General features: G+C 66.7%; 25 protein-coding genes. 10 read left to right on the forward strand and 15 right to left on the reverse strand.

The annotated features are described in order from the left end of the window. Together EV672_RS02115 and EV672_RS02120 are read left to right on the forward strand one after the other, a co-directional pair. Entirely contained in the window at positions 1-1,530 is a 1,530-nt protein-coding gene (locus tag EV672_RS02115; protein WP_133605913.1) for a lipopolysaccharide biosynthesis protein, read from the forward strand. Continuing rightward, the gene (locus EV672_RS02120; RefSeq protein WP_133605914.1) at positions 1,527-2,390 is read left to right on the forward strand and encodes a glycosyltransferase family 32 protein; all 864 of its coding nucleotides are present in this window, start codon (positions 1,527-1,529) and stop codon (positions 2,388-2,390) included. Before EV672_RS02115 ends, EV672_RS02120 begins: the two co-directional genes overlap by 4 nt. Here EV672_RS02120 and EV672_RS02125 read toward each other — a convergent pair. From EV672_RS02125 to EV672_RS02135, 3 genes are all read right to left on the reverse strand, one after another. Next, the gene (locus EV672_RS02125) at positions 2,360-3,388 is read right to left on the reverse strand and encodes a glycosyltransferase family 2 protein (protein ID WP_166643413.1); all 1,029 of its coding nucleotides are present in this window, start codon (positions 3,386-3,388) and stop codon (positions 2,360-2,362) included. The two genes, EV672_RS02120 and EV672_RS02125, sit on opposite strands and share 31 nt — an antisense overlap. Further along, a complete protein-coding gene (locus tag EV672_RS02130; protein ID WP_133605916.1) occupies positions 3,385-3,978 on the reverse strand; it encodes a Dps family protein in 594 nt (197 codons plus the stop codon). The genes EV672_RS02125 and EV672_RS02130 overlap by 4 nt, the downstream gene beginning before the upstream one ends. A gap of 98 nt (positions 3,979-4,076) precedes the next feature. Beyond that, positions 4,077-6,539: a UvrD-helicase domain-containing protein gene (locus EV672_RS02135; protein WP_133605917.1), complete on the reverse strand. Its 2,463-nt coding sequence runs from the start codon at positions 6,537-6,539 to the stop codon at positions 4,077-4,079. 108 nt (positions 6,540-6,647) lie between these two features. Between EV672_RS02135 and EV672_RS02140 the strand changes: the two genes are divergently transcribed. The 3 genes from EV672_RS02140 to EV672_RS02150 are packed head-to-tail and all read left to right on the forward strand — an operon-like array spanning position 6,648 to position 8,998. Next, a complete protein-coding gene (locus EV672_RS02140; RefSeq protein WP_133605918.1) occupies positions 6,648-7,190 on the forward strand; it encodes a hypothetical protein in 543 nt (180 codons plus the stop codon). 39 nt (positions 7,191-7,229) lie between these two features. Then, positions 7,230-8,000, forward strand: coding sequence for a YoaK family protein (locus tag EV672_RS02145; protein ID WP_133605919.1), 771 nt, complete (start codon positions 7,230-7,232; stop codon positions 7,998-8,000). Further along, positions 7,997-8,998 (forward strand): CE1 family esterase, encoded by a 1,002-nt coding sequence (locus EV672_RS02150; protein WP_133605920.1) that lies wholly within the window; start codon positions 7,997-7,999, stop codon positions 8,996-8,998. Before EV672_RS02145 ends, EV672_RS02150 begins: the two co-directional genes overlap by 4 nt. Positions 8,999-9,028: 30 nt before the next feature. Here the strand turns inward: EV672_RS02150 and EV672_RS02155 are convergent, their stop codons facing one another. From EV672_RS02155 to EV672_RS02175, 5 genes are read right to left on the reverse strand one after another with little or no spacing between them, the layout of a single operon-like run. Continuing rightward, positions 9,029-10,387, reverse strand: a complete 1,359-nt coding sequence (locus EV672_RS02155; protein ID WP_133605921.1) for an MBL fold metallo-hydrolase — start codon at positions 10,385-10,387, stop codon at positions 9,029-9,031. Between the two features lie 14 nt (positions 10,388-10,401). Beyond that, positions 10,402-10,707 carry a YqjK family protein gene (locus EV672_RS02160; RefSeq protein WP_133605922.1) on the reverse strand — a complete coding sequence of 102 codons (306 nt, stop codon included), beginning with the start codon at positions 10,705-10,707 and terminating at the stop codon, positions 10,402-10,404. Beyond that, positions 10,704-11,087: a phage holin family protein gene (locus EV672_RS02165; protein WP_166643414.1), complete on the reverse strand. Its 384-nt coding sequence runs from the start codon at positions 11,085-11,087 to the stop codon at positions 10,704-10,706. The genes EV672_RS02160 and EV672_RS02165 overlap by 4 nt, the downstream gene beginning before the upstream one ends. Before the next feature lie 35 nt (positions 11,088-11,122). Next, positions 11,123-11,425, reverse strand: coding sequence for an ElaB/YgaM/YqjD family protein (locus EV672_RS02170; RefSeq protein WP_208110701.1), 303 nt, complete (start codon positions 11,423-11,425; stop codon positions 11,123-11,125). Between the two features lie 57 nt (positions 11,426-11,482). After that, a complete protein-coding gene (locus EV672_RS02175; protein WP_133605925.1) occupies positions 11,483-11,929 on the reverse strand; it encodes a universal stress protein in 447 nt (148 codons plus the stop codon). Positions 11,930-12,221: 292 nt separating this feature from the next. On the opposite strand from EV672_RS02175, the gene EV672_RS02180 reads away from it, so the two are divergent. Both EV672_RS02180 and galU read left to right on the forward strand, forming a co-directional pair. Further along, positions 12,222-15,095, forward strand: coding sequence for a valine--tRNA ligase (locus EV672_RS02180; RefSeq protein ID WP_133605926.1), 2,874 nt, complete (start codon positions 12,222-12,224; stop codon positions 15,093-15,095). A gap of 16 nt (positions 15,096-15,111) precedes the next feature. After that, positions 15,112-15,999, forward strand: coding sequence for a UTP--glucose-1-phosphate uridylyltransferase GalU (gene galU, locus EV672_RS02185; RefSeq protein ID WP_133605927.1), 888 nt, complete (start codon positions 15,112-15,114; stop codon positions 15,997-15,999). Here the strand turns inward: galU and EV672_RS02190 are convergent. From EV672_RS02190 to EV672_RS02215, 6 genes are read right to left on the reverse strand one after another with little or no spacing between them, the layout of a single operon-like run. After that, entirely contained in the window at positions 15,977-16,549 is a 573-nt protein-coding gene (locus EV672_RS02190; RefSeq protein WP_243738469.1) for a shikimate kinase, read from the reverse strand. The genes galU and EV672_RS02190 overlap by 23 nt on opposite strands. Positions 16,550-16,562: 13 nt before the next feature. Further along, positions 16,563-18,710 carry a type IV pilus secretin PilQ gene (locus EV672_RS02195; RefSeq protein ID WP_243738470.1) on the reverse strand — a complete coding sequence of 716 codons (2,148 nt, stop codon included), beginning with the start codon at positions 18,708-18,710 and terminating at the stop codon, positions 16,563-16,565. A gap of 23 nt (positions 18,711-18,733) precedes the next feature. Continuing rightward, positions 18,734-19,285, reverse strand: coding sequence for a pilus assembly protein PilP (locus tag EV672_RS02200; RefSeq protein ID WP_133605928.1), 552 nt, complete (start codon positions 19,283-19,285; stop codon positions 18,734-18,736). Then, positions 19,282-19,965 (reverse strand): type IV pilus inner membrane component PilO, encoded by a 684-nt coding sequence (locus tag EV672_RS02205; protein WP_133605929.1) that lies wholly within the window; start codon positions 19,963-19,965, stop codon positions 19,282-19,284. The genes EV672_RS02200 and EV672_RS02205 overlap by 4 nt, the downstream gene beginning before the upstream one ends. A 10-nt stretch (positions 19,966-19,975) precedes the next feature. Further along, positions 19,976-20,644, reverse strand: a complete 669-nt coding sequence (locus tag EV672_RS02210) for a PilN domain-containing protein (RefSeq protein WP_133605930.1) — start codon at positions 20,642-20,644, stop codon at positions 19,976-19,978. Continuing rightward, a complete protein-coding gene (locus EV672_RS02215; RefSeq protein ID WP_133606467.1) occupies positions 20,641-21,678 on the reverse strand; it encodes a pilus assembly protein PilM in 1,038 nt (345 codons plus the stop codon). The genes EV672_RS02210 and EV672_RS02215 overlap by 4 nt, the downstream gene beginning before the upstream one ends. Positions 21,679-21,963: 285 nt before the next feature. On the opposite strand from EV672_RS02215, the gene EV672_RS02220 reads away from it, so the two are divergent. Further along, a complete protein-coding gene (locus EV672_RS02220; protein ID WP_133605931.1) occupies positions 21,964-24,366 on the forward strand; it encodes a penicillin-binding protein 1A in 2,403 nt (800 codons plus the stop codon). Between the two features lie 29 nt (positions 24,367-24,395). Here EV672_RS02220 and cyaY read toward each other — a convergent pair whose 3' ends face one another. Beyond that, positions 24,396-24,779 carry an iron donor protein CyaY gene (gene cyaY / locus EV672_RS02225; RefSeq protein WP_133605932.1) on the reverse strand — a complete coding sequence of 128 codons (384 nt, stop codon included), beginning with the start codon at positions 24,777-24,779 and terminating at the stop codon, positions 24,396-24,398. 23 nt (positions 24,780-24,802) lie between these two features. Between cyaY and lptM the strand changes: the two genes are divergently transcribed. Together lptM and lysA are read left to right on the forward strand one after the other, a co-directional pair. Then, a complete protein-coding gene (gene lptM / locus EV672_RS18930; RefSeq protein WP_133605933.1) occupies positions 24,803-25,024 on the forward strand; it encodes an LPS translocon maturation chaperone LptM in 222 nt (73 codons plus the stop codon). Further along, positions 25,021-26,289: a diaminopimelate decarboxylase gene (gene lysA / locus EV672_RS02235; RefSeq protein ID WP_133605934.1), complete on the forward strand. Its 1,269-nt coding sequence runs from the start codon at positions 25,021-25,023 to the stop codon at positions 26,287-26,289. The genes lptM and lysA overlap by 4 nt, the downstream gene beginning before the upstream one ends. Positions 26,290-26,417: the final 128 nt, after the last annotated feature.

Here is a 26,417-nt window from a genome sequence, read left to right on the forward strand (position 1 = left end):
GTGAAGTCCGCGCCCCAGTCGGCCCTGGGCGCCCTGGCCTGGATGACCGCATCCAGCCAGGTCGGCTTCCTGACTGGCTTTGCCAACAGCGTGTTCATCACACGCGGCCTGGGGCCGCACGACTATGGCCTGTACGCCTACCTGATCTGGATGGTGGGCATGGCCATCAACCTGAGCACCGGCGCCCTCAACATCACCACCATCCGCTTCGTGGCCGAAGCCGTCGGGGCCAAGGACGAGGCCCAGGCCCGCGCGGTGTTTGGTTTCCTGCGCAAGCTGCTGTGGCTGGGCCTGCTGGCCATGGCCGCCGTGCTGGGCGTGACTTGGTGGTTTGCCGGCGTGCACCCTGCAGCGCTCAATGACCGGTTGGCGCTGTACCTGAGCTTCACGGTGGCATGCGCCGCGCTCAAGGCCACCTACATGTTCGAGGCCTCGGTTGGCAAAGGGCACGCGCTGTTTCAGGCCGAGGCCCTGCCACCGGCCCTCATTGGCCTGGCCACCCTGCCGCTGAATGCCCTGCTCTGTCTGAGTGGCCAGGCACTGGACGCCTACCTGCTGTTGTTCGCCGGCGCCTCGCTGGCTCACCCGCTGCTGGCGCACCACATGCTGAAGCGGCAAGGTCTGCTGCACGACGACACCCCGCTCGCCCACGAGACCCGCACCCGGGTGTGGCGTGCGCTGGGCTGGCACACGAGCTTCACGCTGGTGGGACTGCTGTCCACCAAATCCATGGACACCTACCTGCTTGGTCTGCATGCGCTGCCAGCTTTCGTGGGCTACTACAACATCGCGTCATCGCTCGCACGCGCCGGGCTGGACCTGCTGTCCAGCGGCTTTTCATCGGTGCTGCTGCCCAGCATTGCCCGCGCTGGGGCCGAAGGCGGACGCGACAAGGTGCAAGCCATCTTCGAGGGGGCTGTGCGCCTGTACCAATGCATGGGCATCCTGGTGGCTGCGGGCGCCTGGCTGCTGGCCAAGCCTCTGGTGATGCTGCTGTACGGCACCGCCTACCTGGAGGCCGTGCCAGCACTGCGTGTCATGGCCTTGGTGGGCGGCATCCTGCTGCCCAATGCTGCGTACTCGGCGGTGTTCATTGCCAGCGACCACCACCGCGCCCGGCTGATGTTCATCGCACTGTCGTCGGCCATCTCCGTCATCACCTCGCTGACCTTCATCCCCTGGCTGGGATGGGAGGGTGCGCTGATGTCGGTGTTCGCCGGCAACGTGGTCACCTACATCCTCGTGGCCGTGCTGGCCCACACCGTGCTGAAAATCCGCTTCCCTCTGGGACATGTGCTGCGGCACTGGCTGTGCGGAGGCCTGGCCTTCTTGGCCGTGCTGTGGGCCTTGCCCGCAGACCCAGGCGCCGCGCTGGCGCTGCTGGGCTGCGGCGTGTTCGGGATGTTGTACCTGATGCTGTCCCTCCGCCTGGGGGCATGGCATGACAGCGACCTCGCCCTGGTGCGAGACAACAGCAGGCACCTGGACCGCCTGCTGTCCATCCTGACTTTGCGCAGACACCGGACATGACGCACCCCCTGCTCCAGGCAGCGCTGCGCGAGCTCGACGCAGTGCACCGCCCCGATGCCGCCATACCGCCATGCGTGCACATGACCGCGCGCAGCAAGCACCTCGATGAGGCTTTGGCCGACAACCTCGCACGCATCCGGCAACACAACCCGGGCTGGTCGCTGACGCTCTATGACGACCAGGACATCGAGGCCTTCCTGCAGGCCCACTACGGCCCTGCCGTGCTGGCGATCTACCAGCAACTCAACCCGCGCTACGGTGCAGCCCGTGCCGACCTGTTCCGCTACCTGTGCATCTACCGGCTTGGGGGCGTTTACCTTGACATCAAAAGCGGCACCACGATGCCGCTGGCGCAATGGCTCCGACCCGAGGACCGCTTCATCCTGTCCCAGTGGGACAACGGGCCGACCGGCCGCTACTCGGACTGGGGCCTGCACCGACCCATCCGCCACATCCCCGGTGGCGAGTACCAGCAGTGGTTCTTGGTGGCCTCGGCCGGACACCCTTACCTGCGGGCGGTGTGCGGGCGGGTGCTGCGCAACATCGTGAGCCACCGCGCGGTGCCGGCGAAGTACGGCCGGATGGGCGTGCTGGAAGTGACCGGCCCGATCGCCTTCAGCCTGGCCATCCACCCCATCCTTCGGCGCCATCCGCACCGCTTCGTGGACGTCGAACGCGAGGGCGGCCTCTGCTACAGCTGCCACCCTGGACAAGGTGACCACATCGCGCGCGACCCGGGGCATTACTCGCGGCTGCAGGAACCCGTGGTGCGTCTGGGCGCCGGCGCGCACCGCTTGTTCACGCTGGCGCGTGACTTCGACCAGCAGGTTCAGCGCTGGCGGCGGCGGCTGAGGCGCTGAAACAGCATCCACGGGGTCGAGAGCAACAGCTTGGCGCCCTCGCGGGCTTGCCGCAGGCCCAGGCCGTGGTGCAGACCGTGGCGCAGGCCGATGGCCCAGAAGCGCCAGGCATCGGCAACACGGTGCTGGCTGCGCGCGAAGTAGCCGAGGTCCAGACAGGCGCGGACCAGCGCCCGGCGAATCTGCACCCGGTCGCTGGCGCCTAGGCGAGGCCAATTCAGGTACTCGGCAAACAGCATGAGCCCTGTCCGTTCGATGCGTTCGTGGTTCTGGGTCAGATCGGCCGTCAGGCTCTGCGCGTGGCGGTGGTACACGCCGCTGGCTTGTGCACGCACAGCCCAGGTCGCACCCCCGAGGTGCACCGAGCGCAAGGCCCAGTCCACATCCTCGCTGCAGCGCAGCCGCTCATCGAACATCGTGCGCTCGAACACCGCACGGCGCACCACCGTGGCTTGCATGTGCACGAAGCAGCCGCTCATCAGGGCGCCGACAAAGCCACCCTCCACGCGGCGGGTGAGCGGGTCCAGCGCGGTCGTTCGCAAGCGGGCCAAGGCCTCGTGACGCAGGGCGAACCAGCTGCCATGGTGCTGTTGTGTGTGCAGGTCAACGATGTCGAAGTCCTGCAGCACCACGTCCACCTCAGGGTGAGCATCGAGCACGGACAGGGCCCGAGACAGGTGCTCAGGCAGCCAGACGTCGTCGGCATCGAGGAAGGCGACGACATCGCCATCGACCGCGCGGACGCCCGCATTGCGCGCCGCTGCCACGCCCTGGTTGTGCGGCAGCCGGAGCAGTCGCACACGCCCCGCCAGGATGTGCTGCGCCAGCGCCGCATGGATGTCATCGGGCGAGGCATCGTCCACAACGATCACTTCGGCAGGCGGGGGCTGCTGGGCCAGGACACTGTCCACCGCCCGGCCCACGAAAGCCGCTGCCCGGTAGGCCGGGATGACCACCGACACCCGCTGGCAGGCAAGCTCCGGCGGGAACGGGCTCACTCTTCCAGCAGCGAGCGCAGCATCCAGGCGGCCTTTTCGTGCACGTCCAGGCGCTGGGTGAGCAGGTCGGCCGAAGGCTCGTCAGAGGCTTCATCGACCAGGGGGAACAGGGCGCGCGCGGTGCGGGCCACGGCCTCGTGCCCAGTCACCAGGATGCGGATCATCTCCCTGGCCTTCGGGGGCTGCGCGGGTGCATCGGGCAGCGTGCTGGCCTGGGTGAAATCGGCAAACGAGCCGATGGCGGGGTAGCCCAGGGCGCGCACGCGCTCGGCGATCGGGTCCACCGCGTTCCACAGTTCGGTGTACTGCGCCATGAACATGGTGTGCAGGGTGTTGAACATCGGCCCCGTCACGTTCCAGTGGAAATTGTGCGTGGTCAGGTAGAGCGTGAAGGTGTCGGCCAGCAAGCCGTTGAGGCCCTTGGCGATGGCAGCACGGTCGCTCGCGGCGATGCCGATGTCGATGGCGGCGCCCTTGTTGGCAGGCTTGGCAGCTGATTTGCTGGCGGGCTTGGTGACGGGCTTGGTGACAGCCTTGGCGGCGGATTTGTCTGCAGCTTTGTCAGCGGGTTTCTTGTCGTTCTTGGCCATGGGGCGGATCTCCTGACGAGGTGGGCAATGTGGGGCTGGACGCCATGGGGAAGACTTTAGCGCGAGCCGGCGCTGGCGGACACCGGCCCACAGGCCATTCACTCGATGGGCGTCAGCTTGGCCACGCTCAGCATCAGCCACTTGGTGCCGTGGCGGCCAAAGTTGACCTGCACGCGGGCGTCCGGGCCGTTGCCCTCCAGCGTCAGCACCACGCCCTCACCGAACTTGTTGTGGAAGACGCTCTGGCCCACGCGGAAACCACCGGCCGTCTTGGACTCGGCCATGGCCTTGGGGATGGGCGCGGTGAGGTCCTTGAAGTTGTCCTCGCCACGCTTGCCGCCGCCCCAGGCCGGTGCCTGGCGGAAGGGCTGGGCGCCGGCGCCCACCATCGAGCCCATGCCCTTGCCGCTGGCCCAGGCGTCGCGGTAGGGCTTCTCGAAGCCGGAGCCGAAGCCCTGGTTGCGCGGCGTCAGCCACTTCAGCGCGTCTTCGGGCAGCTCGTCGAGGAAGCGGCTCTTGACGTTGTAGCGCGTCTGGCCGTGCAGCATGCGCGTCTGGCTGAAGCTGATGTAGAGGCGCTGGCGGGCCCGCGTGATGGCCACGTACATCAGGCGGCGCTCTTCTTCGAGGCCGTCGGTGTCGCTCATCGAGTTCTCGTGCGGGAACAGGCCCTCTTCCAGACCCGTGAGGAAGACGTGGTGGAACTCCAGGCCCTTGGCGGCATGGATGGTCATGAGCTGCACGGCATCCTGCCCAGCCTGGGCCTGGTTGTCGCCGGCCTCCAGCGAGGCGTGCGTCAGGAAGGCCAGCAGCGGCGAGATGATCTCGCCCGTCTCGGCGTCGGGCAGCAGCTCGACCGCGGCCACGGCGGCCGGCAGGCCCGCGGCGATGGTGCCGGCAGGTTCATCGACGGGCAGCGCGATGGCGTCCTTGCCAAAACCTTCCTGCGTGACGAAGGCCTCGGCGGCGTTGACCAGTTCGGCCAGGTTCTCCACGCGCTCCTGGCCGTCTTTCTCGGCGCGGTAGTGCTCGGCCAGGCCCGAGGCCTCGACCACGTGCTCGATGATGTCGCGCAGCGTCAGCCCACGGATGGCCTCGCGCAGGGTGTCGATCAGGGCCATGAAGGCCTGCAGATTGGCGCCGGCCTTGCCCGCCACGGCGGTCACGCTCTGCGCCAGACTGCGGCCACTGGCACGGGCGGCATCCTGCAATTGCTCGATGCTGCGCGCGCCAATGCCGCGGGCGGGGAAGTTCACCACGCGCAGGAAGCTGGTGTCGTCGCTGGGGTTCTCGATCAGGCGCAGGTAGGCCAGCGCGTGCTTGACTTCGGCGCGCTCGAAGAAGCGCAGGCCGCCATAGACCTTGTAGGGCACGCCTGCGTTGAACAGCGCCGATTCGATCACCCGCGACTGCGCGTTGCTGCGGTAGAGCACGGCCACTTCGTACAGCGGATGCCCCTCGCGCTTGACCTGGCGGATCTCGTCGAGCATCCACTGCGCTTCGGCGAAATCGCTGGCGGCCTCGTGCACGCGGATGGGCTCGCCCAGGCCGGCGTCGGTGCGCAGGTTCTTGCCCAGGCGCTTGCTGTTCTGCGCGATCAGGGTGTTGGCGGCATCGAGGATGTGGCCGTGGCTGCGGTAGTTCTGCTCCAGCTTGATGACGTGGGGCACGCGGAACTCGCGCTCGAAATCGGCCATGTTGCCGACCTGCGCGCCGCGGAAAGCGTAAATGCTCTGGTCGTCGTCGCCCACGGCGAACACGCTGGTGCCGGTGACGCCGGGGCTGCCGGCGAAGGCCTTGAGCCAGAGGTACTGCAGGCGGTTGGTGTCCTGGAACTCATCGACCAGGATGTGCTTGAAGCGGCGCTGGTAGTGCTCGCGGACCTCGGGGTGGTCGCGCATGATCTCGTAGGTGCGCAGCATCAGCTCAGCGAAGTCCACCACGCCTTCGCGCTGGCACTGGTCCTCGTAGGCTTGGTAAACGGCCAGCTGCATGCGGCCGAGCTCATCGCGCGGCTGGAGGTCTTTGGGGCGCTGGCCAGCGTCCTTGGCGTTGGCGATGAAGTAGCTGGTGGCCTTCGGGATGCACTTTTCCTCGTCGAACTTCAGCGCCTTGATGACGCGCTTGACGGCGGAGAGCTGGTCCGAGGTGTCCAGAATCTGGAACGCAGCAGGCAGGCCAGCCACCTTGGCATGCGCGCGCAAAAAGCGGTTGCACAGGCCATGGAAGGTGCCAATCCACATGGCGCGGGTGTTCACCGGCAACATGGCCGACAGGCGCGCCTGCATCTCCTTGGCGGCCTTGTTGGTGAAGGTCACGGCCATGATGCCCGCCGGCGAGACCTGCCCCGTCTGCATCAGCCAGGCGATGCGGGTGGTCAGCACGCGCGTCTTGCCTGAGCCCGCGCCCGCCAGGATCAACGCCGGCCCCGGGGGTGCGGTGACGGCGGCAAGCTGCTCCGGGTTGAGTCCGGCCAGCAGAGGCGACGAGAAAGCGGCGGACGGCACCGGTGGCACAGCGGAGGACGACACAGGTGGCGCGGAAGGGTCTGAGAAGGGCATGGCTGGATTGTAGGGACCGGCAGCCCGTTCACGGGGGACGCGCCGTGCGCCCTTCATTCGCCGCGGGGCTTGCTGCATGATGTCTCCCAAACGAACAGGAGGACCGCCATGAGCACCCGCGCCGCCATGCTGCACACCGTCACGAAACGGCTGATCCTGATGACCGCCACAGCCCTGACGGGCGTTGTCGCGGTGTTTGGCCTGACGCTGTTCTGGCACCAGCGCTTCATGATTTCCTGGGTGTGCTTCGGCTGCGGCCTGCTGGGTGGCTTCGTCAGCATCCAGCAGCGGCTCAAGACGCTGGGCGACGAGGAGTTGGCCTTGCTGTCGCGGTCGTGGTTCCAGATCCTGCTGGTGCCGATTTACGGCGGCATCTTTTCGCTGGTGCTGTACGTGGGGCTGCTCAGCGAAATCGTCAAAGGGCCGCTGTTCCCGCACTTCGCCATCCCGCCCTTCACCGAGCCGCTGCCCATGCGCGACGACGTCATCCGCTTCCTGAGCCAGACCTACCCGACCTCGGGCCAGGACGTGGCCAAGCTGCTGTTCTGGTCTTTCGTGGCCGGCTTCTCGGAGCGCTTCGTGCCACAACTCCTGGCGCGCAGCGAGCAAGGCGACAAGGCCGCTCAAAAAGACCCCGCCGACAAGCCCTGACGAGGCGGCCATGGCCACTGGCTTGCGCCACAATGGCACATGCTGTTTCAATACGCGCGCCGCCTCATCGGTCGGGACCGCACGCCGGACGCCAACCGGCACCTGGGCATCGCGCTGGCGTTCGTGGCCGGCGCCACCAATGCAGGAGCCTTCCTGGCGGTGCGGCAGTACACCTCGCACATGACGGGGCTGGTGTCCTCGATGGCCGATGACATCGTGCTGGGCAACACGCCCCTGGTGCTGAGCGCGCTCGGCGGGCTGGTGTCCTTCATCCTGGGCGCGGCCACCACGGCGGTGCTGGTCAACCTGGCGCGCCGCCACAGCCTGCACAGCCAGTACGCCCTGCCCTTGCTGCTCGAAGCGCTGTGGATGCTGATGTTCGGCCTGATGGGCTCGCAACTGGCCGAGATTGGCGAGGACTTCGTGCCCGCCACGGTGGTGGTGCTGTGCTTCATGATGGGCCTGCAGAATGCCGTCATCACCAAGATCTCGAATTCCGAAATCCGCACCACCCATGTCACCGGCATGGTCACGGACATCGGCATCGAGCTGGGCAAGCTGTTTTACTGGAACCGCATGCCCGAATCGGTGAGCCCGCCGGTGCGGGTGAACCTGCGCCGCCTGGGCACGCTCAGTGCGCTGGTCGGCGCCTTCTTCCTCGGCGGCCTGATCGGTGCGCTGGGCTTCAAGCACCTGGGCTACGCCATGACCCTGCCCCTGGCCTTGCTGCTCGCGTCGCTGGCCCTGGTGCCTGCGGCCGACGACGTTCGCGCGCTGCTGGGCAAATCCACACAAGGCCATCGCACATGACACCCATTCACACCTGTCGGTCCCTGAGTCTGGCACTGCTGCTGGGCGCGACCCTGATCGCCCTGCCCGCACAAGCGCGGCTGCGCGATCGCCCCGCGGGCCATGAGGCCACAGCCAGCACCATCCCTGACACCGCTCCCACCGTTGCGCGCATCACCGCGCCCGGCGACCACGAATTCACCCTGCAGCACGGCGGCCTGACGCGCCACTACCGCGTGCACGTGCCGCCCAGCCACAAGCCAGCGCAAGCCACGGCCGTGGTGCTGGCCTTCCACGGCGGCGGCGGCAACATGGACGTCCAGGCCAACGACCGCTACTACGGCCAGATCAGCAAGGCCGACCAGTTGGGCCACGTCGTGGCCTTCCCCAACGGTTACAGCCGGCTGCCCGGCGGCAAGCTGGCCACCTGGAACGCGGGCGCCTGCTGCGGCGCGGCGCGCGACAAGGGCATCGACGACGTCGGTTTCGTGCGGACCTTGCTCGCCCAACTCAAGCAACAGCTCAACGTGGACCCGGCCCGGGTGTTTGCCACCGGCATCTCCAACGGCGGGATGATGCCGTATCGGCTGGCCTGCGAGATGGCCGACAGCTTCACCGCCATCGCCGCCGTGGCTGGCACCGACAACACCCTGAACTGCACGCCCTCGCGGCCGGTGTCGGTGCTGCACATCCATGCGCGCGACGACGATCGCGTGCTCTTCAACGGCGGCGCGGGCAGCCAGGCCACACAGATGACGGACTTCGTCTCCGTGCCCCGCAACATGGCCAAGTGGGCATCGCTCAACGGCTGCCAGCCCGAGCCGAAGCGCGTGCTGGAGGTGCCTGGGGCCTACTGCGAGGCCTACAGCGGCTGCCGTGGCGGCGCGCAGGTCAAACTCTGCGTGACCGAGACCGGCGGCCACAGCTGGCCCGGCGGGCGCAAGCCGCTGGGCGGCGCGCAGGGCTCCAACGCCATCTCGGCCACCGAGCTCATCGGCGACTTCTTCATGAAGCGTTGAGGCCCCGGCAGCGCACCCGCAACGGAACACTCAGGCCAGTCGGAAGGTCTCGCGGTAATCGGGCACACGGGCTTTCCAGCCCAGTTGCTCGGTGATGCGCAGGCGCAGGGTGTCGGCGGCCTGGGGCTCGCCATGGTTGACGAAGACCTGCTGCGGCGCCTGGCCCAGCGCCTTCAACCAGGCCAGCAGCCCGGCCTGATCGGCGTGGGCCGAGAGCCCCTCGATCTGGCACACCTCGGCACGGATGCTCACGTACTCGCCGAACAGCTTGACCGACTTCGCGCCCTCGGCCAGCGACGCACCGCGCGTGCCGCCGGCCTGGAAGCCACTGAGCACGACCGAGTTGCGCGTGTGCGGCCCGTAGTTGGCCAGGTGGTGCAGCACCCGCCCGCCCGTGACCATGCCGCTGCCCGCGATGATGACCATCGGGTAGCGCTGGCGCATCAGCGCCTTGGACTCTTCGACGTCGCGCACGAAGCGCGTCATGTGCTGGATGCCCTCGCACTCCTCGTCGGTGAGGCGGTGCAGGTCGTTGTGGCGGTGGTAAAGCCCCGTGGCCGCGATGCCCATGGGGCTGTCGAGCACGATGGGCAGGTCGGGGATGGCGCGCGCCTGCTTGAGGCGGTAGAGCGCGTACAGCAGCCCTTGCGTGCGCCCCACGGCAAAGGCCGGGATGATGACCACGCCGCCGCGCGCGGCCGTGCGCCGGACGATGTCGCCCAGTTGCTCGGTGGGGTCCAGCTCGATGTGCTGGCGGTCGCCGTAGGTGGACTCGATCACCACCCAGTCGGCCACTTGCCCGGTGGCGGGCGGCAACATGACCTGGTCGTCTTCCCGCCCCAGATCGCCCGAGAACAGCACCGAGCGCCCCTCGTGCGCGATGCGCACGCTGCTGGCGCCCAGGATGTGCCCGGCCGGGGTGAACTGCACCTCCACGCCATCGCCCAGCTGCAGCAGGCCGTCATGGCCCACGGCGCGCATGTGCGCCAGGCTGTGCTTGGCGTCCTGCACGGTGTAGAGCGGCTCGGCCGGCGCGTGCTTGGTGGCGCCATGGCGGTTGCGGTAACGCGCCTCTTCTTCCTGCAGGTGGGCCGTGTCCTGCAGGAGGATGCTGCACAGCTCGGCCGAGGCGGCGGTCGTCCAGATGCGACCCTGGAAACCCTGTCGCATCAGCAAAGGCAGGGCCCCGCTGTGGTCGATGTGGGCATGGGTCAGCAACACCGCGTCCAGCGTCGCCGGGTCGAAGGGCAAAGGCGCCCAGTTGCGCTCGCGCAGCGTCTTGAAGCCCTGGAAGAGGCCGCAGTCCACCAGCAGGCGTTTGCCGCCCACCTCCACGAGGGTCTTGGAGCCGGTCACGGTGGCGGTGGCGCCGTAGAAGGTCACGTCCATGGGATAGCGTTTCCTCAGGGTTGAGATGGGGGCAGGCGCCGGAGTCGCTGCCAGGTCTGCCACAACCACACGCCCCTGCTGGCCAGCGACAGCAGGGCCGAGGGCCGCCGCATCAGCCAGGCCGCTCCCAGCGTCGCCGCGCCAGCCACCAGGGCGGGGTGGGCGCGCAGCCAGTGGGCACCTTGGCGGGCCCGGTCGGCCACGCGCTGCACCGGCGCCACGGTCTGTTGCCAGTCTGTGGCGAGTTGGTGGCGCAGCAAGGCGCTGTGCGCACGCAAAAGGCGCTTCTTGAGGACCAGGTCGGGGTAGCGTGTGCTCATGGCGCACCTTTGTGCAAGGCCTGGCGGTCGGCATCCAGCTCGGCCAGGGTGTCGCGCAGCATGCCTTGCGACTCGCACAGGCGCATCCGCACTTGCCAGAACGCCAGCCCACAGGCGACGCCAAACGCCAGCACCAGCCCGCCCAGCACCGCCAGGCGGTGGGTGTCCCAGAACAGCACGCTGACGAAAGCGGCCAGGAAGACCAGGCTGACGCTGGCCATCAACACCCCGAAAGCGCCCCAGGCCATCACGGACAGCAGCCGGCGCTTTTCCTCCTCCACCTCGGTGGCGAGCAGGTCGAGCCGCGTGTGCGCGATGCCCAGCAGCGTGCCGCCCAACTGGCGCAGGGAGGCGCCGAGCCCCCCAGCACCAGCGCCCACACCAGCCTCAGGCCCAGGCACAGGCGCACCCGCCATCAACGGCGCCCGATGATCGCGCCCACCAGCAGGCCCACGCCCGCGGCGATGCCGATCGACTTCCACGGGTTGTCGTGCACGTACTCGTCCGTGGCTTTGGCCGCGACCTTCGCCTTGTCCACCACGGCCGCTTGCGCCTCGATCAGGCCGGTCTTGGCCTGGGACAGCGTCGCCGTCACGCGGCTGCGCAGGCGCGTGACCTCCTCGCCCGTGTCATCGGCCGTGGCGACCAGCAGGGCTTCGGCATCGGCCAGCACCCGCTTGAGGTCGCTCATCAACTGGTCTTTCTGGTTTGCGCTCAGATCGCTCATGGTGTTCTCCGTTCAAGTCAAGGCAACAAGGGAAAGGCAGGAAGCCGCTCAGTGCACCACCAACAGCGGCACCTGGCTGTGCGCCAGCACGCTCTTGGTCAGGCTGCCGTGGATCAGCGCGTCCAGGCCGTGACGGCCGTGCGTGGCCATGACGATGAGGTCGCAGTTCTGCTTGCGCGCCAGGTCCACGATGGCCTGCTGGACGTCGTCGGTGATGACGAACTGGCCATCGAAATGCACGCCCGCTGCCTGTGCCTGGGCCGCGAAGGCCTGCAGCAACTCGCGGGCATGGGCCTCGCAGCGCTTGTCGTGGTCCTGGAAGGTGGCCACGTCGTAGGCCACGGCGGCCTGCTCCACCACCAGCACCGGCAGCGGGGGCTCGGCCGTGAAGCCGGTGATGGATGCGCCCAGCATCTTGGCCAGGCCAATGGCGTGCGTCATGGCCTTGTGGGAGAGCTCGCTGCCATCCACAGGCACCAGCAAATGTTCGTACATGGTTTCCCCTCCGTCCGAAATTCCTGGGCGGCCCGCCTCAGGCCACCCCTCGGGTTCATCCTAGGCCCATCCACACCACACGCCAAGCCCCTGCGCCATGGCACTGTTGGCGTATCCGGCACACCCTTGATCTGGCTCAGGTTTTGCCCATCCTGCGTCGGTGGCCCGCGTCCCGCCGCCACGGACCTAAAATCACGGTTTGCCCACGCGCGACTTCCTTGCGCTCCACCTTTGCGCTTTGCCATGCACGCCCCGGGCGCATGACGCCGCGGCCGCAGCTTCCACGCACACCATGACCGAACTCGCCAAATCTTTCGAACCCGGCCCCATCGAAGCCAAGCACGGCCCCCTGTGGGAGCAGCGCGGCCTCTACAAGCCCACGCTGGACGCGTCCAAGCCTTCGTTTTGCATCCAGCTGCCGCCGCCCAACGTCACGGGCACGCTGCACATGGGCCACGCCTTCAACCAGACCATCATGGACTCGTTGACGCGCTACCACCGCATGAAGGGCCACAACACGCTGTGGATCCCCGGCACCGACCACGCTGGCATCGCCACGCAGATCGTGGTGGAGCGCCAGCTGCAGGAAAAGGGCGTTGAAGGCGAAAAGAGCCGCCACGACCTGGGCCGCAAGAACTTCGTCGCCCGCGTCTGGGAGTGGAAGGAGCAATCGGGCTCCACCATCACCCAGCAGATGCGCCGCATGGGCGATTCGGTCTCGTGGGACCACGAATACTTCACCATGGACGACAAGCTCTCCAAGGTGGTGGTCGAGACCTTCGTGCGTCTGCACGAGGAAGGCCTGATCTACCGCGGCAAGCGCCTGGTGAGCTGGGACCCGATCCTCAAGTCCGCCGTGTCTGACCTCGAAGTCGAGAGCGAGGAAGAAGACGGCTTCATGTGGCACATCCGCTATGCCGTCGATGGCAGCAATGACAGCCTCGTCGTGGCCACCACCCGCCCTGAAACCCTGCTGGGCGACACGGCCGTGATGGTTCACCCCGAAGACGAGCGCTACACCGCCCTCATCGGCAAGCAGGTGCGCCTGCCCATCACCGGCCGCCTGGTGCCCGTGATCGCCGACGAGCACGTGGACAAGGACTTCGGCACCGGCGTCGTCAAGGTCACCCCGGCCCACGACACGAACGACTACCAGGTCGGCCTGCGCCACCACCTGCCCATGCTGACCATCTTCGACCTCGAGGCCAAAGTCAGCGCCCACGAAGCCACCGACATCCCCGCTGAATACGTGGGCCTGGACCGCTTCGTGGCCCGCAAGAAGATCGTCGCCCAGCTCGAAGCCGACGGCCAACTCGTCGAGGTCAAGAAGCACAAGCTGATGGTGCCGCGCTGCGCCCGCACCGGCCAGGTGATCGAGCCCATGCTGACGGACCAGTGGTTCGTGGCCATGACGAAGCCCGGCGCGTCCAAAGATGGCAAGCCAGGCGTCAGCATCGCCGACCAGGCCATCGAGGCCGTGGCCTCGGGCGACGTCAAGTTCGTGCCCGAGAACTGGGTCAACACCTACAACCAGTGGATGAACAACATCCAGGACTGGTGCATCAGCCGCCAGCTGTGGTGGGGCCACCAGATCCCGGCCTGGTACGGCAGCAACGGCGAAATCTACGTGGCCCGCTCGGAAGAAGAAGCCCGCGCCAAGGCCACGGCCGCCGGCTACACCGGCGAGCTGACCCGCGACGAAGACGTGCTCGACACCTGGTACTCGTCCGCGCTGGTGCCCTTCTCGACCCTCGGCTGGCCCGAGCAGACCAAGGAGATGGACCTGTTCCTGCCTTCGTCGGTGCTGGTCACCGGCTACGACATCATCTTCTTCTGGGTCGCCCGGATGATCATGATGACCAAGCACTTCACCGGCAAGGTGCCCTTCAAACACGTTTACATCCACGGCCTGGTGCGCGACGCCCAGGGCCAGAAGATGTCCAAGTCGGAAGGCAATGTGCTGGACCCCGTGGACCTGATCGACGGCATCGAGCTCGGTCCCTTGCTGGACAAGCGCACCACCGGCCTGCGCAAGCCCGAGACCGCGCCGAAGGTTCGCAAGAACACCGAAAAAGAGTTCCCCGAAGGCATCCCCGGCTACGGCGCCGATGCGCTGCGCTTCACCTTCGCCGCACTGGCCAGCCTGGGCCGCGCCATCAACTTCGACGCCAAACGCTGCGAGGGCTACCGCAACTTCTGCAACAAGCTCTGGAACGCCACCAAGTTCGTGCTGATGAACACCGAGGGCCAGGACTGCGGCCTGGACAAGCACGCACCCGGCGCCTGCGTCACGGGCGAGTACCTGAACTTCAGCCCCGCCGACAAATGGATCGTCTCGGAACTCCAGCGCGTGGAGGCCGCCGTCGAGCAAGGCTTCACCGACCTGCGCCTGGACAACGTCGCCAACGCCATCTACCAGTTCGTCTGGGACGAGTACTGCGACTGGTACATCGAGATCGCCAAGGCCCAGCTCAACGCCGCCAAGGCCGAGGGCAACGAAGCCAAGGCCCGCGCCACCCGCCGCACCCTGATCCGCGTGCTGGAAACCGTGCTGCGCCTGCTGCACCCCATCACGCCCTTCATCACCGAAGAGCTCTGGCAGGTCGTGGCACCGGTGGCCGGCCGCAAGGCAGCTGACAGCGACGACACCCTCGTGCTGGCGCCCTACCCGCTGCCCGACCTGGGCCGCGTCTGTGCCGAGTCAGACGCCTGGGTGGCCAAGCTCAAGGCCGTGGTCGGCACCGCCCGCAACCTGCGCAGCGAGATGAGCCTATCGCCTGCCGAGCGCGTTCCCCTGCTCACCACGGGCGATGCGGATTTCATCCGCCAGGCCGCGCCCATCCTCCAGGCCCTGGGCAAGCTCAGCGAGGTCCAGCTGCTGGACGAAGCCGCCTTCGCCGCCGCCACCAGCATGGCCCCGGTGGCCGTGCACGGCGAAGCGCGCCTGGCCCTGCACGTCGAGATCGACATCGAGGCCGAGAAGGTCCGCCTGGGCAAGGAAATCACCCGCCTGCAAGGCGAGATCGCCAAGGCCCAGGCCAAACTGGGCAACGAGAGCTTCGTGGCCCGCGCACCGGCCGCCGTGGTGGAGCAGGAGAAGGCCCGCGTGGCCGACTTCTCCGCCACGCTGGAACGCCTGCAAGGCCAGCTGCAACGCCTGGCCTGAGTTCACAAGGACCCCGATGTCGTTTGCCCCGAACACCCCCATCACCAAGGCCATCTTCCCGGTGGCCGGCCTGGGCACCCGCTTCCTGCCGGCCACCAAGGCGCAGCCCAAGGAAATGCTGCCCGTGGTGGACAAGCCCCTCATCCAGTACGCCGTGGAAGAGGCCTACGCCGCCGGCATCCGCGAGATGATCTTCGTGACGGGGCGCCACAAGCGCCCCATCGAAGACCACTTCGACATGGCCTTCGAGCTCGAACACGAACTTGAGCTGGCCGGCAAGCACGAGTTGCTGCAGCTGGTGCAGTCCATCAAGCCCGACGACATGGAGTGCGTCTTCGTGCGCCAGCCCAAGAGCCTGGGCCTGGGCCACGCCGTGCTGTGCGGCGAACGCCTGGTGCGCGGTGAGCCCTTCGCCGTGCTGCTGGCCGACGACCTGATGGTCGGCGAGCCGGCCGTGCTGGCGCAGATGGTCGAGCAGTTCAACACGCTGCAAGCCTCCATCCTGGCGGTGCAGGAAGTGCCTGCCGAACACACCAAGCGCTATGGCATCGTGGCCGGTGTGGCCGCGGGTGAACGGCTGGTCGAGGTGCAGCAAATCGTGGAAAAGCCAGCGCCCGAGAAAGCGCCCTCGCGACTGGGCGTGGCCGGCCGCTACATCCTCACCCCCACCGTGTTCGACCAGATCCGCCAGCAGCCGCGCGGCGTGGGCAATGAAATCCAGCTGACCGACGGCATCGCCGGGCTGCTGCGCTCAGAGAAGGTCTTCGCCTACCAGTACGCGGGCAAGCGCTACGACTGTGGCAGCAAGGAAGGCTTCCTGGAGGCCAACGTCGAGCTGGCCCTGCGCCACCCGCAAATCGGTGCGGGCTTCCGCGCTTACCTCAAGGCGCTGGATCTGGGCTGACGGCGGCGTCGTGCCCCAAGGCCGGCAGCAGCCCGGCCATGTCCATCTGCATCATGATCATGTTGACCAGGGTGGACACCGAAGGCCGCCCCGTGTCCACACGGTGGTGCGCCACTTCGTCATAAAGCGGGTGGCGCTGGTCGTACAGCTCACGCAGCTTGGCCAGCGGGTCGGCAACCTGCAGCAAGGGGCGCTGGGTGTCATGGCGCAAACGCCGGTAGAGCTCTTCGGGCGTGGACCGCAGGTAAATCACCGTGGTGCGCTCGTGCAGGCAAGCCCGGTTGGCCGGCCTCAGGACCGAGCCGCCCCCCGTGGCCAGCACCAGGGGCGCCCCACCCTCCCGGGTGAGTTCGTCGATCACCTGTTCTTCCAGGTCACGGAACGCCGCCTCACCGTGCTGCTCGAAATAGGCACGGATCGGCATGCCGATCCGTTCTTCCAGCACGATGTCAGCGTCGAGGAAACGCGCACCCAGGCGCCGGGCCAACTGCCGCCCGACGGTGGACTTGCCGCCACCCGGCAGGCCCACCAAAGCAACCACCGATTTCAAAAGCCACTTTCTGTCAGCGCAAGGCTGCCTTCTCCGACACCACCTTGGGCGTCAGGAAAATCAACAATTCAGAGCGTTTGGTGGAACGGCTGTTGTTCTTGAACAGGTTGCCCAGCACCGGGATGTCACCCAGCACCGGCACACGCTGTTCGGCATTGTTTTCGCTCTGCTGGAAGATGCCGCCGATCACCACCGTGCCGCCATTTTCCACCAGAACCTGGGTCTGAACGTGCTTGGTGTCGATCGCGAAGCCCGCGGTGGTCACCTGACCCACGCTGTCCTTGTTCACATCGACGTCCAGGATGATGCTGCCCTCGGGCGTGATCTGGGGCGTGACTTCCAGCTTCAGGTTGGCCTTGCGGAAGGTGATGGCCGTGGCGCCGCTGGACGTGGCCGTCTGGTAAGGCAGTTCCGTGCCTTGCTCGATCAGCGCCTTGACCTGGTCGGCCGTGATGACGCGCGGGCTGGACACGATCTTGCCGCGACCGTCGGCTTCCAGGGCGGAAATTTCCAGGTTCAGCGCATGGTTCACGCTGGAGGTGAACAGCGACACACCCATCGTGGCCGCGTTGAAGCCGTTGATGCCCTGGCTGGGCAGGTTCACAAAGTAGCTGTTGGCCACCGACGACACACCGCCCAAGCCCTGGTCGGGCGAAGCCACCGTGCCGGAGTAGTTGCCATTGATGCCCAGGTTCAGGTTGCCCGAAGACGCCACCGCCGTCTTGTTGCTGGTGCCCAGACGCACACCCAGGTTGCGGCTGAAGTTGTCGTCGGCCTCGACGATGCGGGCCTCGATCAGCACCTGGCGCACCGGGATGTCGATCTTGGCGATCATCGCCTGGATCTCTTCCAGCTTGGACGGGATGTCGTTGACGAAGAGCTGGTTGGTCCGCGTCTCGAAGATCACGCTGCCGCGCGGCGACAGGATGCGGGTGCTGTTGCCCGAACCACCACTGCCACCTGTGCGGCTGCCCGTCAGGCCCTTGGCGATTTCCTCGGCCTTGGTGTAGTTGAGCTGGAAGGACTGGTTGCGCAGCGGCTCCAGTGCGGCCACCTGGGCCTTGGCTTCGAGGTCGATCTTTTCCTTGGCGTTGATCTCGTCCTTGGGTGCGATCCACAGCACATTGCCGGACTTGCGCACGCCCAGGCCCTTGGCCTGCAGGATGATGTCCAGGGCCTGGTCCCAAGGCACGTCTTTCAGGCGCAAGGTCACGCTGCCGTTGACCGTGTCGGACGTCACCACGTTGAAGTTGGTGAAGTCGGCGATCACCTGCAGCAGGGCGCGCACTTCGATGTTCTGGAAGTTCAGCGAGAGCTTCTCACCCGAGTAGCCCGGGCCTTGCGTCAGTTTGTTGGGGTCCACCTTGCGCGAGCGCACTTCCAGCACGAACTGGTTGTCGCTCTGGTAGGCCGAGTGCTCCCAGTCGCCGCGCGGGTTCACCACCAGCTTGACGCGGTCGCCCGTCTGGGTGGCCGTGACAGCCTGCACCGGGGTGCCGAAGTCGGCCACGTCGAAGCGCTTGCGCAGGCGCTCGGGCAAGGAGGCACGCACGAACTCGACCACCAGGGACTGGCCCTGCTGGCGGATGTCCACGCCGACCTGGTTGTTGGGCAGCTCGACCACGACGCGGCCGGCGCCATCCTGGCCACGGCGGAAGTCGATGTCCTTGAGCGCCAGCGGTGCGACGTTCTTGTTCTCGGCAAAGTGCAGGGCGTCATCGGCCTTGTCGGCCTGGGGCTTGGCCAGCACCGCAGCGGGTGCGGCGGCCGGTGCCGACGCCACGGAGGGCTCCAGGTAGACCATCAGCGTCTTGCCTTGCAGCTCAGCGCGGTAGGTCGTGGCCTGGCGCAGGTTCAGCACGACACGCGAGCGGTCACCGGCATTGGCGACGCTCACGGTGCGCAGGTTGCCGTTGTTGATGTCCACCACATTGCGCGCCAGGCTGCTGGACACGCCAGGCAGGTCGAGGGCGATGCGCGGCGGGCTCTGCACCACGAAGCCAGCCGGCAAGGCGGCCAGGGGTTCGGACAGCTCGATGCGCACCACTTCGGCGCCAGCCTGCTGGGTGCTGGTGATGGCCTGGATCGCAGCGGCGGCCCAGCTCAGGGGCGATGCCAGCGCCAGGCCAAGCCCGACCATCGCAAGACGCCACGGTTTCATAGACAGGTTCTCCAGCTTCATCATCATTTGCCACCCTCTTGCAGTTGCAGGGTGGTGGGCCGCTCGATCCACTCGCCAGCGGCGTCCTGCACGATCTCGCGCAGCGAGACTTCGGTTTCGGTGATCTTCAAGATCTTCCCGTAGTTCTGGCCGATGTAGTCACCGGCCTTGACCTGGTAGAGCAAGCCATCCACCTTGAGCAAGGCGAAGGGCAAGCCCTTTTTCTGAACGCTGCCGACCATGGACATGCTGTCCAGCGGAAAGGCCTCCAGCGGCTCCTTGCGGCGGTTGAGCTCAGCCGCCACAGCAGAATTCGGCTGCCGTGACTCCTGCTTGAGGGCCCCTGCCAGCTTTTGTGCACTGAAAGGCTCCACGCCATCCATGCCGGCATAGGCTTGCGGGTTGAACTTCTGCGGCGGCGACAGCGGCTGCACATTGGGGCGCACCTGCTGGCGCTCCTGGTCCATCCAGGTCTGCAACTCGTTGTGGTCGCTGTCGCAGGCACTCAGGCCTGCCGACAAGGCCACGGCCAGCACCGACCAGGCGAACGAACGGGGAAGATTCGGGCGCGTCATGGCTTGGGGCCCTTCTGCTTGGCCTTCTCGGCGCGGATGGCGTCCAGCTCGGTCTGGTCCAGGTAGCGGTAGGTGCGAGCCGTGGCGTCCATGAACAGGTTGCCCTGGGCGTCCTTGGCGGCCACATTGCCGACAACCATGTTGTGCAGGGTCACGATGCGCGAGAGGTTGGCGATGTCGGCCGTGAAGGCGCCGATGTCATGGAAGCGACCGGTGACGCGGATGGCGATCGGCAGCTCGGCGTAGTAGTCCTTGACCACGACCTGCCCCGGGCGGAAAAGCTCGAAGTCCAGGCCACGGCCCAGGCCGGCCTGGTTGATGTCGGAGAGCAGCGCGTCCATGTCGGCCTTGCCGGGCAGCTGCTTTTCGAGCTGCTTGACGTATTCCTCGACCTGGATGCGCTGTTTGCGCAACTCGGCCAGGTTGACGGCCTGAGCGACCTTGGCCTGGTACTCGCTCTTGAGCTGAGGCTCCTTGTCACGCTCGGCCTGGAGTTCGTCGCTCTGGCCGGACAGCAAGGCCACCCAGCCCAGGATCACGACGACGACGATGGCCAGCAGGAAGCTCGCCAGCTTGGGCAGCAAGGGCCACTGGCCCGGCTCGTTGGGGTTGAGGCCGCTGAACTGACCCTGGGCCTGTTCGAACAGCGTGTTCAGATCGATGTTGAGGTTTTTGGCCATGGTGTGCTCCTCAGGACTGCGGGGCAGCCACAGGGGCGAGCGCGGGACGGCCAGGTGCCTTGCGGCCCTTGGCACCCGCGGGTGCGGCGGCGCCGCCAGCGGCTTCGTCCACGTCTTGCGGCTGCTTGAGCGTCAGGCGCATGGAGAACTCGAACAGGCGCTTGGGGTTGCGCGCATCCTTCTGCGCCACGGCAGACACCTTGATCTCCTGCAGCTCAGGGCGTTCCAGCCAGGTCGAACGGTTGCCGGTGTTGCGCAGGAACTCGGAGACGCGCTCGTTGGTCTGGGCCATGCCCGTGACCATCACCGTGCGGCCGTCCTGGCGGATCGAGCTCAGGTAGATGCCTTCGGGCGTCTGGGCCACCAACTCGTTGAGCAAATAGACCGGCATGTTGCGGTTGGTCTGCAGGTCTTCCACGGCACGCTGGCGCGCCTTGAGGGACTCGATCTCGGCCTTCAGCGCAGACACGTCCTTGATTTCCTCGTCCAGCTTGCGGTTGGCAGCGGCCAGGTAATCGTTGCGCGCCTGCTGGTTGGAGATCATCTGCTGCTGCACGGCATAGCCGCCAGAAACCAGCAGACCGCCCACGCCCACGGCCAGGCCCAATCCAGCGAAGAAAGCCTGCTTGCGCAGGCGGCGTTTTTCCTCGCGGTGAGGCAGGAGGTTGATCAGGATCATGCGAGGAACCTCCGCATGGCCAGACCACACGCCGTCAGGTAGGACGGCGCCTCGCGCCGCAACTTGCTTTCACGCACCGAGGCTCCCAGCTTCATGCCATCGAAGGGGTTGACGACCATGGAGGCAAAGCCGGTCAACTCGGTGACGCGGTCTTTGAGTCCAGGCAAGGTGGCCGTGCCGCCCGCCAGCATCACGTAGTGCACCTTGTGGTGCGGCGTGCTGGTGAAGAAATACTGCAGGGCCCGACCGATTTCCTGCGACAGGCTGTCCACGAAAGGGCTCAGGATGGTGTTCTGGAAGTCTTCGGGCAAGTCACCGGCCAGCTTCTTGGTTTCGGCTTCCTCGAAGGAAAAACCGTACTGACGCGAGATCAGCTGGGTGAGCTGGGCACCCCCGAATGCCTGGTCGCGGTCGTAGAGCAATTCGCTGTCGCGCAGCACCTTCAGGCTGGTGTTTTCCGCGCCGATTTCGAACAACGCAACCAGCGCGTCCTTGCCCTCGCCGGGCAGTGCGGCCACCAGGCGTTGCATGGCCAGGCGCGAAGCGTGCGATTCGATGTCGAGGATGGCGGGCTTCAAGCCCGCGGCTTCGGCCAGACCTTGGCGGTCCTGGACGCGGTCCTTGCGCGATGCGGCAATCAGCACCTCCACGTCACCGGCAGACGTGGTGCTGGGGCCGATGACGCAAAAATCGAGGCTGACCTCGTCCAGCGAAAACGGGATGTACTGGTTGGCTTCGGCCTCGACCTGCAGCTCCATTTCCTCTTCACGCAAGCCGGCCGGCAGCATGATTTTCTTGGTGATCACGGCCGACTGGGGCATGGCCATGGCCACGTGCTTGGTGCGGGTGCCACTCTTGGTCACGACTTTGCGCACGGCTTCGGCGACCTCGTCGAATTTCTCGATCTGCCCGTCGGCAATCCAGCCCTTCTCGAACGGCTCGGACGCAAACCGCTCCAGGACATATTCACCCGTGTTTGTCTGGCTCAACTCCACCAGCTTCACGCTGGACGAGCTGATGTCCAGCCCGATCATCTGCGCGTGCTTGCGGCCCAAGAGCGTGTCTAGAAAGCTCACACCGTCCCCCGTGCGCCGAAGTTAGCGCAGGAAAGTTAATAAACCACTTGAATCCTATCAGCAAAGGTTTTGATCGCGAATGCAGATAAAGCAGGAGAAATCCCCCACACGTTGCGGTATGCACACGCCTTACAGACCGTTTCAAAATCAACCATTTGCAAGCATTTCCCCCGCCTCACCCAGGCCGGGCGTCGGGGGCGTGCCAGGGTTTCTATAATCCCTCCACGTCTGCGAGCACCATCCATGAGCGATTCCGCCCCTTCCGGTTCTTCTTCACCCTCTGCCAGCCGCACCAGCGGCGGCGCCCGGCCCTGGTGGCGGCAATGGTTCATCCGCGCGCCCCTGATCCTGGCGGGGCTGGGCCTGGCGGGCCTGCTCAGCGGCGTCTTGCTGGTGGGCGTGGGGCTGGCGGTTGCCTACCCCAACCTGCCCGATGTCAAGGGACTGACCGACTACCGACCCAAAATGCCCATGCGGGTGTACTCGGCCGACCAGGTCCTGATCGGTGAGTTCGGCGAGGAAAAGCGCAATTTCCTGCCCATCCAGGACATCCCCCCGGTGATGCGCAACGCCGTGCTCGCCATCGAGGACGCCCGCTTCTACCGCCATGGCGGCGTGGACTTCCTGGGGGTGTTGCGCGCCGGCCTGGCCAACTTCGGTGAAGCAGGCAGCCAGGGCGCGTCCACCATCACCATGCAGGTGGCGCGCAATTTCTACTTGCCCACCGAGAAGACGCTGACGCGCAAGATCTACGAGATCCTGCTGGCGCTGAAAATCGAGAGCCTGTTGAGCAAGGACCAGATCCTGGAGCTCTACATGAACCAGATCTACCTCGGCCAACGCGCCTATGGCTTTGCAGCCGCCTGCGACACCTACTTCGGCAAGCCCATCAAGGACATCTCGGTGGCCGAGGCCGCCATGCTGGCCGGTCTGCCCAAGGCGCCCTCGGCCTACAACCCGGTGCGCAACCCGCCGCGCGCGCGCCTGCGCCAGCAGTACATCATCGACCGCATGTTCGAGAACGGCTTCATCACCGCCGAACAGCGCAGCACCGCCAAAGCCGAGGAGCTGCGCTACCGCACCAAGGCCCCCATCCCCGTGCACGCCGAGTACGCCGCCGAAGCCGCCCGCCTGCTGATGCAGGACCAGTACGGTGCGGAGGCCTACAGCCGCGGCCTGAACGTGCACACCTCGATCAACATGGCCGAGCAGGAAGCCGGCTACAAGGCCCTGCGCAAGGGCCTGCTGGACTTCGAGCGCCGCCAGGCCTGGCGCGGCCCCGAGGGCTACATCGACCTGCCGGCCGACCCCAAGCTGGTGGACGTGCGCATCGCCGAAGCGCTGGAAGAGCACCCGGACAGCGACGACATGCGCGCCGCCGTGGTCATGGGCGCAGCGCCCAAGCGCATCCAGGCCGTGCTGCAATCGGGCGAGCAGCTCGACATCGGCGCCGATGGCCTGCGCGCCGTGGGCAACGCCCTGAGCGACAAGGCCAACCCCAAGCAGCAGATCCGCCGCGGCGCCATCGTGCGCGTCGTCAAAGACGGCAAAGGCAACTGGAGCGTGGTGCAGATCCCCGAGGTGCAAGGCGCCTTCGTGTCGCTGGATCCGCGCACGGGCCTGATCCGCGCCATGGTCGGCGGCTTCGACTTCAACCGCAACAAGTTCAACCACGTGACGCAGGCCTGGCGCCAGCCGGGCTCGAGCTTCAAACCCTTCATCTACTCGTCGGCACTGGAAAAAGGCTTCACGCCCGCCACCACCGTGAACGACGCGCCGCTGTTCTTCGATGCCGGCACCACCGGCGGTCAGGCCTGGGAGCCCAAGAACTACGACGGCAAGTTCGAAGGCCCGATGACGCTGCGACGTGGCCTGGCCAAGTCCAAGAACATGGTTTCCATCCGCGTGTTGAAGTCGGTGGGCGCCAAATACGCCCAGGACTGGATCACACGCTTTGGCTTCGAGGCCGACAAGCACCCCGCCTACCTGACGATGGCGCTTGGCGCAGGCTCGGTCACACCGCTGCAGATGGCCAATGGCTACGGCGTGTTCGCCAACGGTGGCTACCGCGTCAACCCGACGCTGGTCACGAAGGTGAGCGACAACCGCGGCCATGTGCTGGCCCAGTACCGCCCGGCCACGCTGGACGAAAGCATGCGCGTCATCGACGCCCGCAACGCCTTCGTCATGAGCAGCCTGTTGCAGGAAGTCACCCGCTCAGGCACGGCCGCACGCGCCCAGGCCACGCTCAAGCGCCCCGACCTGTACGGCAAGACCGGCACCACCAACGATTCGATGGACGCCTGGTTCGCCGGCTACACCGCCCACAACGTGGCCGTGGTGTGGATCGGTCACGACCAGCCGCGCAAGCTGGGCGACCAGGAAACGGGCGGCGGCCTGGCCTTGCCGGTGTGGATCGACTTCATGGGCACCGCGCTCAAAGGCGTGTCCGTGGAAGAGCCCTCTGTGCCCGAGGGGCTGGTCAACATCGGTGGCGAATGGTTCTACGAGGAATACACCGCCAGCACCGGCGTCAAGGAGCTCAGCCCGGACGCCGAGGACCGCAGCACCCCGGCCCCCACCTCGCCCGAGGAGAAAAAGGGCATCCTCGACCTGTTCGGCAACAGCGCCAACAAGAGCGAGTGAGGCGGCGCGGCAGGACGCCGCGCTGTCGCTCAAAACTGCAGCGTCACGCGGGACTGCTCCGAGGCGCACTCGGACAGCAGCGCGAAGAACTCCTGCCCGGAGCGGGAGTCTCGCCAGGCGCCCGTGGCGTCCAGCTTGAAGTGGAAACCACCGCGGCGGGCCGCCAGCCACAGCTCCTGCAGCGGCGGCTGTGCGTTGACGATGAGCTGGCTGCGGTCCGGCAGGCTCAGTGTGAGCATGTTGCCGGTGCGCGCGCCATCAATGTCGATGACGTCGTCCTCCAGCCAACGGTCCACCGTGCGTTCGATGCGCGACAGCGCGGCCTGCACCGCCTCGTGGTACTGGACATCGCTCAAAGTTGCCACGGAGGGGGAGACAGCGCCAGTTTCGGCGGGCGTGGCGGGGATCGGCATGGCGGCTTCCTTAGAATGTGGGCATGATTCGCAATCCTCAAATTCTAGGCAGTCGCGCGCCTGTGCGGCGCGGCACCGTGTGGGTGACCCTGTGCCTCACGTTGTCCGTCGCGCCCTTGCTGGGTGCTTGCGGCCTCAAAGGCCCGCTGTACCTGCCGGGGCCGCCGACCACCGCCACGTCGGCTGACACGTCCGCACCAGCGCCTGCCACTGCGCCCTCCACCCCGAACACACCCGCACGATGACCCTCCCCGGCTCCCCCTTCCTGGCCTGGCAAGGCCCCGACCTGTGCCTTGACGGCGTCAACCTGCGCGAGCTGGTGCGCCAACACGGCAGCCCGCTGTACGCGTACTCGCGCCAGGCCATGCTGGCGGCGCTGGCGCCCTACCAACAGGCCTTGCAGGGCCGCGAACACCTGATCTGCTATGCGGTCAAGGCGAACTCCAACCTGGCCGTGCTGCAGACCTTCGCACAGGCCGGATGCGGCTTCGACATCGTCTCGTCGGGCGAACTGACACGCGTGCTGGCGGCCGGTGGCGACGCGGCCAAGGTGGTGTTCTCAGGCGTGGGCAAAACACGCGCCGAGATGGCCGAGGCGCTGAAGGTCGGCGTGAAGTGCTTCAACGTGGAAAGCACGGCCGAGCTGGAGGTGCTGTCGCAAGTGGCGCACGGCCTGGGCCTGACCGCCCGCGTGAGCCTGCGCGTCAACCCCGATGTCGATGCCGGTACGCACCCCTACATCTCCACAGGCCTGAAGGGCAACAAGTTCGGCGTGGCACATGACCACGCTCTGGCCACCTACGAGCGCGCGGCCAGCCTGCCTGGCATCGAGGTGGTGGGCATCGACTGCCACATCGGCTCGCAAATCACCGACGTGAGCCCCTACCTGGACGCGCTCGACCGTGTGCTCGACCTGGTGGACGCCATCGAAGCCAAGGGCATCCGCATCCACCACCTGGACCTGGGCGGCGGCCTGGGCATCACCTACACCGACGAAGTGCCCCCGAAGGCCGACGAGCTCATCGCCCAGCTGCTGGCGCGCATCGACGCCCGTGGCCACGGCCACCGTCAGGTGATGTTCGAACCCGGCCGCTCGCTGGTGGGCAATGCCGGCGTGCTGCTCACCGAGGTGCTGTTCCTGAAGGAAGGCGAGCAGAAGAACTTCTGCGTCGTCGATGCCGCCATGAACGACCTGATGCGTCCGGCGCTGTACGAGGCCTGGATGGGCATCGTCAACACGCAGCAGCGTGCGCCAGAGCAGGCGCAGGTGTGGGACGTGGTGGGCCCGGTGTGCGAATCGGGCGACTGGCTGGGCCGCGACCGCGCCCTGAGCGTCGAGCCCGGCGATGTGCTGGCCGTGCTGTCGGCCGGCGCCTACGGCATGACCATGGCCAGCAACTACAACACCCGTGGGCGTGCGGCGGAAATCATGGTCGATGGCGGCCAGACCTGGGTGATCCGGGAACGCGAAACGGTGGCGCAGTTGATCGCCAACGAGCGCTTGATCTGACCGGTTGAACCGAGGCTGGCCTGACGGGTCAGCAGACACGACGACGGGCCCACCTCCAGCAGGTGCGGCCCGTTTGTCATGGTGTGTGTGCCAGCACGATGCCGACATGAAAAAAGCCGCCCGAGGGC

The sequence above is a fragment of the Aquabacterium commune genome, assembly GCF_004362855.1.
Lineage (GTDB): Bacteria > Pseudomonadota > Gammaproteobacteria > Burkholderiales > Burkholderiaceae_C > Aquabacterium > Aquabacterium commune.

Bases quoted from the DNA above. Each gene is read 5' to 3' on its own strand.
- EV672_RS02215 (WP_133606467.1), bottom strand. From the start codon at position 21,678: ATGATCGGGCTGGACATCAGCTCGTCCAGCGTGAAGCTGGTGGAGTTG.
- cyaY (WP_133605932.1), bottom strand. From the start codon at position 24,779: ATGCCGATCCCCGCCACGCCCGCCGAAACTGGCGCTGTCTCCCCCTCC.
- EV672_RS02160 (WP_133605922.1), bottom strand. From the start codon at position 10,707: ATGAGCACACGCTACCCCGACCTGGTCCTCAAGAAGCGCCTTTTGCGT.
- EV672_RS02130 (WP_133605916.1), bottom strand. From the start codon at position 3,978: ATGGCCAAGAACGACAAGAAACCCGCTGACAAAGCTGCAGACAAATCC.
- EV672_RS02150 (WP_133605920.1), top strand. From the start codon at position 7,997: ATGACACCCATTCACACCTGTCGGTCCCTGAGTCTGGCACTGCTGCTG.
- EV672_RS02135 (WP_133605917.1), bottom strand. From the start codon at position 6,539: ATGCCCTTCTCAGACCCTTCCGCGCCACCTGTGTCGTCCTCCGCTGTG.
- lptM (WP_133605933.1), top strand. From the start codon at position 24,803: ATGATTCGCAATCCTCAAATTCTAGGCAGTCGCGCGCCTGTGCGGCGC.
- lysA (WP_133605934.1), top strand. From the start codon at position 25,021: ATGACCCTCCCCGGCTCCCCCTTCCTGGCCTGGCAAGGCCCCGACCTG.
- EV672_RS02205 (WP_133605929.1), bottom strand. From the start codon at position 19,965: ATGGCCAAAAACCTCAACATCGATCTGAACACGCTGTTCGAACAGGCC.
- EV672_RS02210 (WP_133605930.1), bottom strand. From the start codon at position 20,644: ATGATCCTGATCAACCTCCTGCCTCACCGCGAGGAAAAACGCCGCCTG.
- EV672_RS02200 (WP_133605928.1), bottom strand. From the start codon at position 19,285: ATGACGCGCCCGAATCTTCCCCGTTCGTTCGCCTGGTCGGTGCTGGCC.
- EV672_RS02195 (WP_243738470.1), bottom strand. From the start codon at position 18,710: ATGAAACCGTGGCGTCTTGCGATGGTCGGGCTTGGCCTGGCGCTGGCA.
- EV672_RS02145 (WP_133605919.1), top strand. From the start codon at position 7,230: ATGCTGTTTCAATACGCGCGCCGCCTCATCGGTCGGGACCGCACGCCG.
- EV672_RS02220 (WP_133605931.1), top strand. From the start codon at position 21,964: ATGAGCGATTCCGCCCCTTCCGGTTCTTCTTCACCCTCTGCCAGCCGC.
- EV672_RS02175 (WP_133605925.1), bottom strand. From the start codon at position 11,929: ATGTACGAACATTTGCTGGTGCCTGTGGATGGCAGCGAGCTCTCCCAC.
- EV672_RS02120 (WP_133605914.1), top strand. From the start codon at position 1,527: ATGACGCACCCCCTGCTCCAGGCAGCGCTGCGCGAGCTCGACGCAGTG.
- EV672_RS02140 (WP_133605918.1), top strand. From the start codon at position 6,648: ATGAGCACCCGCGCCGCCATGCTGCACACCGTCACGAAACGGCTGATC.
- EV672_RS02155 (WP_133605921.1), bottom strand. From the start codon at position 10,387: ATGGACGTGACCTTCTACGGCGCCACCGCCACCGTGACCGGCTCCAAG.
- EV672_RS02180 (WP_133605926.1), top strand. From the start codon at position 12,222: ATGACCGAACTCGCCAAATCTTTCGAACCCGGCCCCATCGAAGCCAAG.
- galU (WP_133605927.1), top strand. From the start codon at position 15,112: ATGTCGTTTGCCCCGAACACCCCCATCACCAAGGCCATCTTCCCGGTG.